General features: G+C 60.3%; 14 protein-coding genes and 1 pseudogene. 11 read left to right on the top strand and 4 right to left on the bottom strand.

What is annotated here, in order from left to right:
- Window positions 1-238 precede the first annotated feature (238 nt).
- Window positions 239-1,591: an oxygen-independent coproporphyrinogen III oxidase gene (gene hemN, locus AMK00_RS24415; protein WP_008536465.1), complete on the top strand. Its 1,353-nt coding sequence runs from the start codon at window positions 239-241 to the stop codon at window positions 1,589-1,591.
- 965 nt (window positions 1,592-2,556) lie between these two features.
- Here the strand turns inward: hemN and AMK00_RS24410 are convergent.
- Together AMK00_RS24410 and AMK00_RS32725 are read right to left on the bottom strand one after the other, a co-directional pair.
- Window positions 2,557-3,000, bottom strand: a complete 444-nt coding sequence (locus tag AMK00_RS24410) for a pseudoazurin (protein ID WP_004674399.1) — start codon at window positions 2,998-3,000, stop codon at window positions 2,557-2,559.
- A 306-nt stretch (window positions 3,001-3,306) separates the two neighbouring features.
- A pseudogene (locus tag AMK00_RS32725) lies at window positions 3,307-4,024 on the bottom strand (cyclic nucleotide-binding domain-containing protein); the annotation flags it as partial.
- A 241-nt stretch (window positions 4,025-4,265) separates the two neighbouring features.
- Here AMK00_RS32725 and ccoN point away from each other — a divergent pair.
- From ccoN to AMK00_RS24355, 10 genes are all read left to right on the top strand, one after another.
- The gene (gene ccoN / locus AMK00_RS24400) at window positions 4,266-5,888 is read left to right on the top strand and encodes a cytochrome-c oxidase, cbb3-type subunit I (protein WP_004674403.1); all 1,623 of its coding nucleotides are present in this window, start codon (window positions 4,266-4,268) and stop codon (window positions 5,886-5,888) included.
- A gap of 8 nt (window positions 5,889-5,896) precedes the next feature.
- On the top strand, window positions 5,897-6,631 hold the full coding sequence (ccoO, locus tag AMK00_RS24395) for a cytochrome-c oxidase, cbb3-type subunit II (RefSeq protein ID WP_004674404.1): 735 nt from the start codon (window positions 5,897-5,899) through the stop codon (window positions 6,629-6,631).
- Window positions 6,632-6,639: 8 nt separating this feature from the next.
- Window positions 6,640-6,792 carry a cbb3-type cytochrome c oxidase subunit 3 gene (locus AMK00_RS24390; protein WP_004674411.1) on the top strand — a complete coding sequence of 51 codons (153 nt, stop codon included), beginning with the start codon at window positions 6,640-6,642 and terminating at the stop codon, window positions 6,790-6,792.
- Between the two features lies 1 nt (window position 6,793).
- Window positions 6,794-7,657, top strand: coding sequence for a cytochrome-c oxidase, cbb3-type subunit III (gene ccoP / locus AMK00_RS24385; protein ID WP_004674413.1), 864 nt, complete (start codon window positions 6,794-6,796; stop codon window positions 7,655-7,657).
- An 11-nt stretch (window positions 7,658-7,668) separates the two neighbouring features.
- Window positions 7,669-7,854 (top strand): hypothetical protein, encoded by a 186-nt coding sequence (locus tag AMK00_RS24380; protein ID WP_004674416.1) that lies wholly within the window; start codon window positions 7,669-7,671, stop codon window positions 7,852-7,854.
- Window positions 7,855-8,021: 167 nt separating this feature from the next.
- Window positions 8,022-9,596 (top strand): cytochrome c oxidase accessory protein CcoG, encoded by a 1,575-nt coding sequence (ccoG, locus tag AMK00_RS24375; protein ID WP_004674417.1) that lies wholly within the window; start codon window positions 8,022-8,024, stop codon window positions 9,594-9,596.
- Entirely contained in the window at window positions 9,593-10,078 is a 486-nt protein-coding gene (locus AMK00_RS24370; protein WP_004674419.1) for a FixH family protein, read from the top strand. The genes ccoG and AMK00_RS24370 overlap by 4 nt, the downstream gene beginning before the upstream one ends.
- On the top strand, window positions 10,075-12,357 hold the full coding sequence (locus tag AMK00_RS24365; protein WP_064812011.1) for a cation-translocating P-type ATPase: 2,283 nt from the start codon (window positions 10,075-10,077) through the stop codon (window positions 12,355-12,357). Before AMK00_RS24370 ends, AMK00_RS24365 begins: the two co-directional genes overlap by 4 nt.
- A complete protein-coding gene (gene ccoS / locus AMK00_RS24360; protein ID WP_004674425.1) occupies window positions 12,354-12,512 on the top strand; it encodes a cbb3-type cytochrome oxidase assembly protein CcoS in 159 nt (52 codons plus the stop codon). The genes AMK00_RS24365 and ccoS overlap by 4 nt, the downstream gene beginning before the upstream one ends.
- Before the next feature lie 31 nt (window positions 12,513-12,543).
- Window positions 12,544-13,209: a Crp/Fnr family transcriptional regulator gene (locus AMK00_RS24355; protein WP_004674428.1), complete on the top strand. Its 666-nt coding sequence runs from the start codon at window positions 12,544-12,546 to the stop codon at window positions 13,207-13,209.
- A 274-nt stretch (window positions 13,210-13,483) separates the two neighbouring features.
- On the opposite strand, the gene AMK00_RS24350 is transcribed toward AMK00_RS24355, so the two are convergent.
- Entirely contained in the window at window positions 13,484-13,687 is a 204-nt protein-coding gene (locus AMK00_RS24350) for a hypothetical protein (protein ID WP_004674430.1), read from the bottom strand.
- A gap of 214 nt (window positions 13,688-13,901) precedes the next feature.
- Entirely contained in the window at window positions 13,902-14,219 is a 318-nt protein-coding gene (locus tag AMK00_RS24345; protein WP_018247218.1) for a hypothetical protein, read from the bottom strand.
- Window positions 14,220-14,221: the final 2 nt, after the last annotated feature.

The following is a 14,221-nucleotide window of genomic DNA, read 5'->3' as shown; positions in this document are numbered from 1 at the left end:
CACCCGTTTTGCGTATCAGTCATTCTTGCTCATTTCCTTGTGGCACGTCTCTTCGAACAGCCGGGACCGCGGCTCGACCCATGTCAGAACGAGATGTTAGGCGGGTTCGAAAGTGCTGACTTTCACAGCGGACAAAGATCCGGCTGATTCTGGCCTGAGACGTCATCATTGATTTGGGACAAGGAAGCCGGCGCGGCCGGAGGTCATAAAGCATCCTGTTTTGAAAAGGGATGCGAAAATGTCTGATGATCTGATCGCCAAATACGGCGATGCGCGGGTTCCGCGTTATACGAGTTACCCGACGGCGGCGGCTTTTTCTGCAGCCGTGGGGCCGGATGAATATGCCGGCAATCTCGCCCATATCGCCGCGGCTGGCCCGGTTTCGGTTTATCTCCACGTCCCGTTCTGCCGTTCGATATGCTGGTACTGCGGCTGCCACACGACCATCACCCGGCAAGACGCTCCGGTCGCCGACTATCTCGACGTGATGAAGGAAGAGATCGAGCTCGTCTCTTTTGCGGCCGGAAACGACGTGCCCGTCAAGTACGTGCATTTCGGCGGCGGCACGCCGTCGGTCATGAAGCCGCAGGAATTTTCGGCTCTAATGGCAAAGCTCAGGAGTGCCTTCACGTTTGAAGCGAAAGCCGGCGTCGCAGTCGAGATCGACCCTCGCACATTGGTCGCCCCCATGATCGATGCGCTCGCCGAAAACGGCGTCGACCGCGCAAGCCTCGGCGTCCAGAGCTACGATCCGATCGTGCAGGCCGGTATCAAGCGGCTGCAATCCTTTGAGCAGACGGAAAGGGCGGTCGCCGGGTTGCGCTCAGCAGGCGTCAGCAGCATCAACTTCGACCTAATTTATGGCCTTCCGAAACAGACTGTCCAATCTTGCATCGAGACGGTCCGGCTGGCTGCAGAACTGCGTCCCGAACGTTTCGCCGTTTTCGGTTACGCTCACATACCCGCTTTTAAGAAACATCAGCGCCTGATCGACGAAGCATCGCTGCCGGACGCAAAACAGCGGAACGAGCAGGCGGAAGTGATCGCCGAGGAGCTCCAGAAGGCCGGATATCTGCGCATTGGGCTCGATCATTTTGCACTGCCGAACGATCAGTTGGCGCTCGCCGCGCGCAACAGAACGCTGAGGAGAAACTTCCAGGGCTATACCACGGATGATTGCGATAGCCTGATCGGCCTCGGCGCATCTGCGATCGGGCGGCTGCCGGCCGGCTATATGCAGAACCACGTGCCTCTCGGCCTCTATGCCGAGCGAATTGCCTTCGGGGTGCTGCCGACCGCCAAGGGATATCTTCTCAGCGAGGAGGACAAGCTTCGGGCGAGGGTCATCGAGAGGCTGATGTGCGATTTCGAAGCCGATCTCGGCCAGTTGAGCAGCGGATCGGGTTTCGACACCGGCTTCCTTGTCGAGCGCAACGACCGTCTCGGCGAGCTCATGGCCGACGGCGTCGTGACGATCAGCGGTGAGCGGATTGTCGTATGCGAGGAGGCGCGCTTCATGGTCCGTGCAGTCGCGGCGGCATTCGACGCCTATTTTAGCTCGCACGGGCACACGCACAGCAAGGCAGCCTAGTACTTGTCGCCGGAAGTGTGCATCGGTTCCGGCGACACGAAACGCATCAAAGGCCGCGCGAGAAGACATCGAGTTCCCGTTTCTCGATCGAGGACCCTGCAGTTATCTTCCCAGGAGTCCCGTCGACAACGGCACGTCGAGGAGGATCGACGTCGCAAGTTCGTGTGAAGCAGGGCGGGCGCACTCACAAATACGGTCATCGGGCCGCCCTGTCACAAGTAGATGGGCGCCCGTATCACCGCCTGGACGTCGAGGTCGTTATCGTCGAGCTTTTCGGCTCATTCAAATACAGCTCGATCTCGGCAGGCCCCGGCCCAGGGTATCGTTGGCGACTGACGTCGAACCTTTAAGGTGGCGTGGGCAAGCGCCGGTCCGCAGAGTTGTGCCCATCGCGATTATGGCGGCCGCGCAGGCGCCTGAAGGAGCCTTTTCGCGAGGTGAGCTACCGAGCGCCACATGATCGACGGCTCTCGCCCTCTCACGAACGCGGTTGTTCGAGCACGTCGAAGGACGAGGCAGGGGTCTCCTAGTTGTAGGACTTGCCTGCCGCGGGGATTTCGATCAAACGTTCGACGGCGCCTTCCGTGCAATTCTTGGGTAACCAGAACGAGACCACGGGTTTTGGCTGGCATCTCCTTCGCGACTGCCGCGCAAAAAAACGACCTCGTTATATTCGTCGTCAGCGAGATTGCCGCCGGGCTAGTGATCTTGCCCACGCGTTCCTTCACAGGTCTGCCGTGCAGATCATAGCTCTTTTCACAGGCCACATTCACTTTCTCGACGGTCCCACCAGGTTTCGGCATCGGCTTTGCCGACAACCGTGTCCGACCACTGCCTTGGACGTCTTGCCTGACAGCGCCTGGCTCTGCTCGATGCTCACTGAGCATCAGCTGCTCCTGGCGAGGCAAACAGCTGCCACGAAAGCCATCGTCATGGGCTGCGCGGTCATCCGCACCTGCTGTGTCTCACTGGGTGATGTTTGTGAGGTCGGCATCGAGCCGCTTGCGCACCATGTTCGGCACCTTTGCAGTCTTGATCGCTTCGAGATTGGGCGGACTGTCACCCACCTGGATCAGGGCAACCATGCCCATGCCGGAATGTGGGGTGCATTTCAGGACATAGACGCCTGGAACATCGAATTTCGCGCGATATAGCTCATTCGGCTTTGACTTGAAGTCGGCAACGCCATCCGGAATGAGGCCTTTGAAGGTTTCGACGTTGTGGCCCTTGTCGGTGGGGATGAAGGTGACGGTGTCGCCGGGGGCGATCTTCAGGAAGCCAGGCTCGAACACCATCGCGCCTTCCGTGCCTTTGTTGAGCATCCGAACCTGGTGGTCGGCCGCCATCAACGGCGCTGCCGAAACAATCAAGGCTGCCGCTGCAGCGATCAGACCGAATTTTAACCGCATTTGCAAGCTCCTTTTCTGCGAGACCCAATCAGCCTCATGAATGTGTCTTAGCAGATGCCGGAATTGGGCTCTTTGACGCCCGTCAAATTCGGGGAAAAAAGGCAGAAGGTCCCAATTTTTGCCTGCTTGCCCAGCGCCCTTGCGAGGGACATGGCAGCCTGCAAGCGATGTAGGAATCACCGAAGGACAAGCACGCTCGGCGAACGTCGGCGCTGCTGAACAGCTTAGGATTGCCGTGACTGAGCTCATATCGCGTCGAGAAGTTCGCGGAGGGCATGAATGTCGATCCCGCGGCTTGTCGCGTGTGTTGAGGTTTACCCTCTGACAGAAATCCTCGGAAAAATCATCAGTGTCGCCCGATAACCGTACCAGCGGGCAAGATTGACGTTCCGCAGGTCGTGCCTGCCCTCGGGAATAACGATGTTGCGCGACGCAAGTTTCGTAACGGTGTGGGCCAGGGTCTCAATGGTCAGGCCGAGATGATCCGCAATGTCTTGACGATTCATGGAAACGCGCAACGGACCTTGGCGGACGCGGGTTGCGCCGGAATGCAAGCTTCACGATGAAGCTGCAGGGGCGCTCCTCGGCGTTCTTCTTCGGCAACAGCACCATCTGTTCATGCGAAGCGGCCGCCTCCTGCCAGAGCAACGAGAGCTAGGTCGAGCGAGCGCATTAGACCGAGCGACTTCCCCGTGGAAACTCATGTGCGATATCCGGCGGATCTTGCATTTCGTGACGGCCTCAGCCGTAAATAGGAAATCGTTTTGCAGCGACGCGCCGTTGAGATCGCCGGCGAATTGAAGAGCGATTATCACCCGACGATCTTTCGCCGATGATACGAAGCAGGCGCACGACACCTTCTTCCACCTGGACAAGATGGTTGCTTATCACCCTCCCACCAAATCGCCTTACCGGCTGCGACGGCCTCGGCCGCCGAGCCTACGAACAGCGAAGAGAGGGATTGGCCGGCATGTATGGCTTCGCGCCCCTTCGCGCCATTGTCGAACGCGTGGTTGTTCTGCACAGCATCTTCATCGCCCCTTGTGGCAGTGGGTGCGGTAGAAAGCAGCTGCGTCACACGGGAGTAAGCGGGCGGTGCCAAAGGGGGAAGTTTGCAACAGAGTGTAACAACGTCGGTTCGTCCACCGCTTCCAGTCCGCTTGTTGATGTAGATCAAGGAGCCGTTCCCGTCTTCGTGACAGTCCTGCCTCGAAATCCGAGAAAGCCGGCCGCGAGGCGGTCGTCTGCGCACTGGAGACGACATCATGAATTACACGACAGAAACGATGGTGATCGCGGTCGCAGCGTTTCTGGCGCTGCTCGCGGCCGCATTCGCGCACGATCATCTGTTTGCAGTCCATATGGGTATACTTTGCCTCTGCCTGGTTGCGGGAACGCTGCTGCTTGTCAGAAACGCAGAGTTTTCGCCGACGGGCCAACAGCGCAAAACAGAGCTTACGGGCTATTGCGACGAGGTAATCCGCTACGGCCTGATCGCTACGGTGTTCTGGGGCGTCGTCGGCTTCCTCGTCGGCGTGATCATCGCGCTGCAGCTCGCCTTTCCCGACCTCAACATCGCGCCCTATTGGAATTTCGGAAGATTGCGGCCGGTTCACACATCGGCGGTGATCTTCGCCTTCGGCGGCAACGCGCTGATCATGACATCCTTCTATGTGGTGCAACGCACCTGTCGCGCGCGTCTCTTCGGAGGAACACTCGCCTGGTTCGTCTTCTGGGGCTACCAGCTGTTCATCGTGATGGCTGCGACCGGCTACGTGATCGGCATCAATCAGTCGCGCGAATATGCCGAGCCCGAATGGTACGTCGACCTGTGGCTTACCATCGTCTGGGTCGCCTATCTGGCCGTCTATCTCGGAACGATCCTGAAGCGCAAAGAGCCGCATATCTACGTGGCAAACTGGTTCTATCTCAGCTTCATAGTCACCATTGCGATGCTGCATGTGGTCAACAACCTCGCTGTTCCGGCGTCGTTCCTCGGCTCCAAGAGCTATTCTCTCTTCTCCGGCGTCCAGGATGCACTCACCCAATGGTGGTACGGCCACAACGCCGTCGGCTTCTTCCTCACCGCCGGCTTCCTGGGGATGATGTACTATTTTGTGCCGAAGCAGGCCAACCGGCCGGTTTATTCCTACCGGCTGTCGATCATCCACTTCTGGGCCCTGATCTTCATGTATATCTGGGCCGGCCCGCATCATCTGCATTACACGGCGCTGCCTGACTGGGCGCAGACGCTCGGAATGGTCTTCTCCGTCATGCTCTGGATGCCCTCCTGGGGCGGCATGATCAACGGTTTGATGACCCTTTCGGGCGCCTGGGACAAAATTCGCACCGACCCGATCATCCGGATGATGATCGTCGCCATCGCATTTTATGGGATGTCGACCTTCGAAGGCCCGATGATGTCGATAAAGGCGGTCAATTCGCTCAGCCACTATACCGAATGGACGATCGGTCACGTGCATTCCGGAGCACTTGGCTGGGTGGGTATGATCACCTTCGGGGCGATATACTACCTGACGCCGAAACTGTGGGGGCGCGAGCGCCTCTACAGCCTGCGGATGGTCAACTGGCACTTCTGGCTCGCGACGCTCGGGATCGTGATCTACGCCGCGGTGCTCTGGGTCGCGGGCATCCAGCAGGGGCTGATGTGGCGAGAATACAATTCCCAGGGCTTCCTCGTCTATTCCTTCGCTGAAACGGTCGCGGCGATGATCCCCTATTACGTGCTGCGTGCCGTCGGCGGAGCACTCTACCTAGCGGGTGGCCTCGTCATGGCCTGGAACGTGTTCATGACGATCCGCGGCCACCTGCGCGACGAAGCGCCAATCCCGACCAGTTTGGTGCCCCAGGCACAGCCTGCCGAGTGAGGTGAGACATGGCATCGTTACTTGATAAACATAAGACCCTCGAGAAGAACGCGACGCTTCTTCTGGTCGGCTCGCTGCTGGTCGTCAGCATTGGCGGCATCGTTGAAATCGCACCGCTGTTCTACCTGCAGAACACGATCGAAAAAGTGGAAGGCATGCGGCCCTACACGCCGCTAGAGCTCGCCGGACGGAACATCTACATCCGTGAAGGCTGCTATCTCTGCCACAGCCAGATGATCCGGCCGTTCCGTGATGAGGTCGAACGTTACGGCCATTATTCGCTCGCCGCGGAATCGATGTACGACCACCCGTTCCAATGGGGATCCAAGCGGACAGGGCCCGATCTGGCCCGCGTCGGGGGGCGTTACTCGAACGAATGGCACGTCCAGCATCTCGCAAATCCGCGGGCCGTGGTGCCGGAATCAATCATGCCGAGCTACGCCTTCCTCGAAGAGAAGGAGGTGACGGTCAGGAGTATCGGAGAGGACCTCAAGGCCAATGAGGACGTGGGCGTGCCTTACAGCGACGACATGCTGGCGAATGCCGAGGCCGACATGAGAGCCCAGGCCGATCCGAACGCGGACACGGCGGCTCTACTCAAGCGCTACCCAAATGCGAATGTCGGCGATCTCGACGGCGATCCAACCCGGCTGACCGAGATGGACGCGCTGGTGTCCTACCTGCAGATGCTCGGAACGCTGGTTAATTTCTCGACCTATGACGACGCGACCGGCTACCGGTGAGGTGATCCATGGAAACTTACACTGCAATGAGACACTTCTCCGACAGCTGGGGCCTCCTGGCAATGGCCGCATTCTTCGTCGGCGCGGTCATGCTCACCCTTCGCCCAGGTAGCAAGCAGACGGCCAAAGATGCCGCCGATATTCCCTTGAAGGACGATTGAGATGTCGCAAAAGCATATCGATGAACTGAGCGGCGTCGAAACGACGGGTCATGAATGGGACGGCATCCAAGAGCTCAACAATCCCATGCCGCGCTGGTGGATCTGGACCTTCTACGTGACGATCCTCTGGGCGATCGGCTACGCCATCGCTTACCCGGCCATCCCGATGATCACTTCCGCCACTAACGGCTATCTCGGTTATTCAACGCGCGCCGAGCTGCAGCAGGACCTCAATCTCGCTAAGTCATCGCAGACGGAGTTCCATGACCTGATCGCTGCCAAGACAGTGGAGGAGATCGACGCGGATCCTGCTCTTCGTAAATTCGCGATCGCTGGCGGCGCATCCGCTTTCAAGGTGAACTGCGCGCCCTGCCATGGATCGGGAGCGAGCGGCGGTCCGGGGTTTCCGAATCTCAACGACGACGACTGGCTGTGGGGCGGGGATCTGAATGCCATCCAGGCCACGATCTCTCATGGCATCCGCTTCGACGGCGATACGGATAGCCATTCCTCCGAAATGCCGCCCTTTGCCGGTGTTCTGGAGCCCATCCAGATGAAGCAGGTCGCCGCCTTTGTCTGGGGGCTGACCAATACGCCCTCGGATGTCGGTCTGGCGGCGGCCGGAAAACAGGTTTTCTTCGACAATTGCGCCCCATGTCACGGCGAGGACGCCAAAGGAAAGGTGGAAATGGGTGCGCCGGATCTCGCCGACGCAATCTGGCTGAAGTCGCGGGGTGAAGACGCCATCCTTCGTCAGGTTGCCTCTCCCAAACATGGCGTAATGCCTGCCTGGGCAGCGCGCCTGGGGGACACAACGGTAAACGAGCTTACTATTTTCGTTCATGCGCTCGGCGGCGGCACGTAAGGAGAAAAGACATGACAGCCCACGACCGCAATCCGATCCTCCCTCTCTACGGCGCGCCGCGTGCTGTTATCCGATCGCGTGTCTCAGCCCGCGCCCAACAGATGCCTGCGTCTTCGGAGCAGGACGACCCGGCAAAAATCGGCAATTCGATGGTGAGTTTGATCTGCCTCAAAGACCACAAGCAGACGAGCCGATAGTTTCAGCTCCTGTGGAGGACGTCCCAGCGGTTTCTCCGCCGCTGTCCTCCGGCCACGCCCTTACTCTGGGGCGTGGCCTTTTCGCTTCTGCACGGTCGTTCTTGATCTGCATCAAGGAACGGATCCGCCACGGCTGGGAAAAGAGTGGTGAAAATCGGACAGGTCCTATGAATCTCTATACCCGCCCTAATCTAAATGACATTGACCACGTTCGCGTCGAACCCGTCAACGCCCGGCGCAACCGCCAGTCTCTCTATGCGCCGCGCAAGAAGATCTTTCCGAAACGAGCCGAAGGGCCCTTTCGCCGGTTCAAATGGGTCTTGATGCTGCTCACGCTTGGCACATATTACCTCGCGCCGTGGATTCGCTGGGACCGCGGTCCCTATGCGCCCAATCAGGCAATCCTCGTCGACCTCGCCTCGCGGCGCTTCTTCTTTTTCTTCATCGAGATCTGGCCGCAGGAATTCTACTATGTGGCGGGCCTGCTCGTCATGGCGGGCTTCGGCCTCTTTCTCCTCACCGCCGCTGTCGGCCGCGCCTGGTGTGGCTATGCCTGTCCGCAGACCGTCTGGGTCGATCTCTTTATCGTCGTCGAACGCGCCGTCGAAGGCGACCGAAACGCTCGGATGAAGCTCGATGCCGACCCCTTCACTTTCGACAAGCTCAGGAAGCGGGTGATCAAGCACGCGATCTGGTTGCTGATCGCCGTCGCCACGGGCGGAGCATGGATCTTCTATTTTGCCGACGCGCCGAGCCTGGCGGCTTCACTGTTTGACGGCAGCGCTCCTGCCGCTGCGTATGCCACGATCGCCACCCTGACCGCGACGACCTATGTGCTTGGCGGCCTCATGCGCGAACAGACATGCACCTATATGTGTCCGTGGCCGCGCATTCAGGGCGCGATGCTGGATGAGAATTCGCTTGTTGTCACCTACAACGACTGGCGGGGCGAGCAGCGGTCGCGCCATGGCAAGAAGGCTCAGGGTCTGCCGGTGGGCGATTGCGTGGACTGCAATGCCTGCGTCGCCGTCTGCCCGATGGGGATCGACATCCGCGACGGCCAGCAGATGGAATGCATCACATGCGCCCTCTGCATCGACGCCTGTGGCGGCGTCATGGACAAGCTCGGGAAGCCACACGGCCTGATCGCCTATGCGACGCTCAAGGAATATTCGAGCAACATGTCGCTTGCTACTGACGGAGGACGGACAGCCATCCAGCCCTCCAATGTCCGAAACGACGACGGAAGCTTCATGCCAGCTGTCCGGAATTTCGACTGGCGCATCATCTTCCGCCGAAGAATTGTCTTCTACGGTGTCGTCTGGGCATCGATCGGCGTCGCCATGGTCGTCCATCTCGCCTTACGCGATCGGCTCAGGCTCAACGTTATCCACGACCGGAACCCTCAATATGTTCTGGAAAGCGACGGCTCCATCCGAAACGGCTACACGCTGCATGTCCTCAACATGGTGCCGAAGCCGCGGGACGTGACCATCACCCTCGTCGGGCTGGAGGGGGGCACAATGCGCATTCCCGAGTTCGGCAGGCAGGATGCCCGCAGCTTCACCGCTCACGTCGAACCCGACGCGGCCACGACGCTCAAGGTCTTCGTCACGCGCGCCCCAGACGGGGCAGAGATCAACGAATTCCTCTTCGTCATCGAAGATATAGGTCAAGACGCAGGTCAAGCCGACCGGGCGAGCTATCGCGCCGCGTTCAACGCGCCGGGAGACGTGAAATGAAGACTTCTACTCAGGGCTTTACCGGCTTGCACGTGCTGCTTGCCACCTCGGCATTCTTCGCCGTAGTGATCGCCGTAAACGCCACCATGGCCTTCTATGCTGCGTCCAGCTGGAGTGGCATCGTCGTGGAAAACACCTATGTGGCCAGCCAGGAATTCAACACCAGGGCGGCAGCGATGAAGGCAATGGCCGCCTCCGGCGTCGAGGGCGCGCTCGTCGTTAAGGGCATCCAAATCCGTTACGACATCCACGACAAGGCCGGCACGCCTGCGATCATCGATGATGTCACGCTGAACTTCAAACGGCCCGTCGGCGATCATGAGGATTTCCGCGTGACGCTCCGGAAGACGGGCGAAGGGCGGTTCGAAGCCGATCACCAGGTTGTCGCCGGCGACTGGATCGTCGAGGCCATATCGAGAATGAACGGGGCGGTCGTCATGCATGAGGCCAAACGCTTCGACACCGCGGAGTTCCGCCAATGACCTGCTGCTCGATGGATGCGGAAAGCGTTCTCGGCCTCAGCGCGACATCCGCCAGCGCCGAGGAGGTATGCCTTGCAAGCCACCCGCTCGGGGCAGGGTTACGCCAGATCGACCTCAGCGTACCCGACGTCCACTGTGGCGGCTGCATATTGACCCTCGAAAAAGCGCTGTCGGCGCTTGCGTTCATCAGGAAAGCCCGGGTCAATCTCACCGCCCGGCGTGTCACCTGCGTCTATCAGGAAGAGATCGAGGCGAAGGCGACCGATCCCTCCGAAATCCTCGCCGCGATCACCTTGGCCGGATACCGCGCCCATCTCATCACGTCGACAGCACCCGAAACCGACAGGATCCGGAACCAGCTACTGCTGGCGATTGGAGTTTCCGGCTTTGCGGCCGCCAACATCATGATGCTCTCGGTGTCGGTATGGTCGGGCGCCGATGCGGCCACGCGCGACATGTTTCACTGGATCTCGGCGATGATCGCGGCGCCGGCGCTGATTTATGGTGGACGCTTCTTCTTCAAATCGGCCTGGAGCGGGCTCAAGCGTAGGCGCACCAACATGGATGTTCCGATCTCGCTTGCAGTGACGCTGTCCTATGCGGTCTCCCTATGGGAAACCATGCACCATGGCGAACATGCCTGGTTCGACGCGTCGGTGTCTCTGCTGTTCTTCCTGCTGATCGGCAGAACCCTCGATCATGTAATGCGGGAAAAAGCCCGCGCCGCGATCAACGGGCTTGCCAGACTGGCGCCGCGCGGGGCGCAGCTGATGATGCCGGACGGGTCGCGGCACTACATCCCGGTCGAAGAGATCGCCGTCGGGGATAACATCGCGATTGCCGCCGGCCGACGCATTCCCGTCGATGGCATGATCGTCAGCGGCGAGAGCGATGTTGACCTCTCCATCGTCACCGGTGAAAGCAGCACGGTCGCCGTCGCCGCAGGCAGCGCGCTGAATTCGGGTGCGATGAACCTGACCGGTTCGCTCGTCCTGCGGGCGACCAAAGTGGCAAGGGATTCGCTTCTTTCCGAGATCATCGGCCTGATGGAAGCGGCCGAGGGCGGCAGGGCTCGTTATCGCCGGGTCGCCGATCGCGCCGCAGCACTTTATTCTCCCGCCGTGCACCTGTTGGCGCTGGCCTCCTTTCTCGCCTGGGGCTTGCTTGGGGGCGATTGGAAACAGGCCATGCTGGTCGCGGTCGCGGTGCTGATCATCACATGCCCCTGCGCATTGGGCCTTGCTGTACCGGTGGTCCAGGTGGTCGCCGCCGGCGAACTTTTCCGCAGGGGCATCGTGGTGAAGGACGGTTCGGCGCTCGAAAGACTGGCCGACGCGGACATGGTGGCCTTCGACAAGACCGGCACCCTGACGATGGGCCGGCCCCGCCTCGTCCGAAGCGACGCGATCGCGGGCAATAGCGCCATCGTTTGCGCAATGGCGGCGCATTCACGGCATCCGCTTTCCCAGGGTCTGGTGCGGGACATAGACATCTCTTACCCCTTCGCCTTCGACAGGGTCACGGAAATCGCCGGCGGGGGGCTGGAAGCCTGGAAAGGAGCGGACTTCTATCGGCTCGGCAACCGGGCCTTTGCCTGCGGAACCGGGCTCACGCCCGCGGGCGATACTCCGTTTTCGGAGGTGGTCCTGTCGAAAAACGGCGTCGATCTCGCCCGTTTCCTGTTTGACGACACGCTTCGTCCGGGCGCCGCCGAGGCTTTCCGCCAGCTCGCTGCAGCCGGTATCGAAACGCTGATAGTATCCGGCGACAGGCAGGCCGTCGTCGACAACACAGCGCGGGCTCTCGGTATCGGCAAAGCTCTGGGCGACCTGGCGCCGAAACAGAAGGTCGAGGAACTCCAGAGGCTGGGCGCCGAGGGCTATCGTGTGCTCATGGTCGGCGACGGGATCAACGACGCACCGGCGCTGGCCGCCGCGCAGGTCTCGATGGCGCCCGCAACCGCATCCGACGTCGGCAGGCAAGCTGCCGACCTTATCTTCTTCAACGATCGTCTCGATGCCGTTCCTGAGGCAATCGCCGTTGCGCGAAGATCCGCCAGCCTCATTCGACAGAACTTTGCTCTCGCCATCGGTTACAACGTGCTTGCGGTACCGATCGCAATCGCCGGCCTGGCAACGCCGCTGATAGCGGCGGTGGCCATGTCGACTTCGTCGATCATCGTCGTGACGAATGCGCTGCGATTAAATGCCTTCGGCAGGCGCCCCGGCCTACGGAGCGAGCCGCTTGCCGGCGGACGTGCGGAAGTTGAAACCACATGAACATGCTGATCTATCTGATGCCGATCGCACTGCTGATGGGGGGAATGGGTCTCCTGGCGTTCCTCTGGTCGCTGACGAGCCGCCAGTACGACGACCTTGAAGGAGCAGCTTGGCGAATCCTCGTCGAGGACGAAACCGATTGCAAAAGACCTTGAACCGCTCACGGCCGAAACGAAAGGAAGATCGATGCTATCGAGACATCCCATACTTTTGCGATCTGACCTGTTTCACGGCCTGGACAAAGCAAGGATAGAAGAACTGGCCGACACGGCTCAGTTCCAGATCTTCGCACCGGACGAGCGGATTATCGCCGAGGGCCAGCAGGCGTCGTTCGTCTATTGCGTGATGCGCGGCTTCGTGCGACTTTCGAAGTCGGAATCCGCGGGGCGCCAGGCAGATATCTGCATCTGCGAACCGGGCGAGACGTTCGGCGAATATCTCCTGTCGGGAGGCGGCTCCTACACCTACAGCGCATGGTCCGCCGACGGCGCAGAGGTCGCGTTGTTCGACCTTGTGGAGTTGCGGGCGCTTGCCGACCGGGACCCCGTCATGCGTCGCAACGTGATGCGCATCATGGCCCGGCATCTGCTCGGTGCCATGGATTGCATAGCGGGAGACCGGCTGCACACGGCTGCACAGCGTGTTGCGAATTACCTCGTCAGCCGCTGCCCGGCCTCAGCATCGCAGGCCACCTTTCGCCTGCCTTACCGGAAGAGAATTCTGGCCGGCAAACTGGGGGTTGCGCCCGAAGCCCTTTCGCGGGCTTTCGCTGCCCTCGGTCCTGCAGGGGTCGAAGTCAGAGGCAGGGTCGTCGTGGTCGACAGCGTCGACCTGCTGCGGAAGGCGTGCTGACCTCGGGGTAGGGCGATAACCGCGCCGGAATTCGACCGCCGTCAATGTGGCGATCGCTTGCTCCGTTATGGCCAGGCGCAAAATGTACCAGGACGTCATGCTCATCGGGATTGTTCTTGTCATCTCGACTGTTTTCATCGCTTGCTTCAGGCCTTGTCCGCATCAACGGTGGCGCTGACGACACATGCGGATACCGTCGGACTGGCGGGCTTAATAGGGAAGTGCAGACGAACGTTCGCAACGAGCACCAACATGCGACGGAGAGCGTCCGGCGTTATTCTTCGAGGAGCAGGGCCGTCGCGAGATAACCCATGCTGATGGTGCTTGCGAAGAGGTAGATGAACAGGCCCTGCGCGAGATAACTCTCAACCGTGCCTGCCGCGGCAAATCCATTTTGCCAAACGAAGAAGCCCACGGCGGATCCAATTGCGAACCCCGTCGCCAAACGCGTGAGCATGAACCTGATCATGCGAGGCATGGCACCACCTCAGACTTACTCATTACAAATGGCCGGGCAACGGGAATGGTGGCTGGCCAATTGAGTTTTGTCAACGACTGGCGCAAGCCGTCATGCAAGCAGCGGCGGGAGCCGGAGACTACAACAGTGCATCTTCTGTCTTTCGCAGCCGGCGTTATCACGCCTGCGAATGCGTCGAGGCTGAGGGAGTTGCGAGTTGCAAGGACGATGCGCGCTAAGGACCTAGCGCGGCGGCGGCTTCTGTGGTCGAGCGGTTTGCCAGACGTGTCGGGATGCGGGAATAAAGAACGGCTCCGGCCACGCCCACGACCGCATAGAGCACGAACATCAGCTTGATGGCAATCTGTCGACCAAGCCCGACGAACGCCCTCGCATCAGGCAGGGCGTCGGCTAAGGCGCCGACGAGGCTGTGGCGCGCGAACGTCCTCGTCCCATCGGAATCGCCGACGTGCGAGCTTGCTATGCCAATGATGCGGGTCGAGCGCGCGGTGCCGTTTCCACTCACCGAAGGCGCCCAATAGCTACCCTTCACAA

This window comes from Rhizobium sp. N621, assembly GCF_001664325.1.
GTDB classification, from domain to species: domain Bacteria; phylum Pseudomonadota; class Alphaproteobacteria; order Rhizobiales; family Rhizobiaceae; genus Rhizobium; species Rhizobium esperanzae.
The sequence above is the reverse complement of the archived record's forward strand: the minus strand, read 5'-3'. Positions and strand labels throughout refer to the sequence as shown.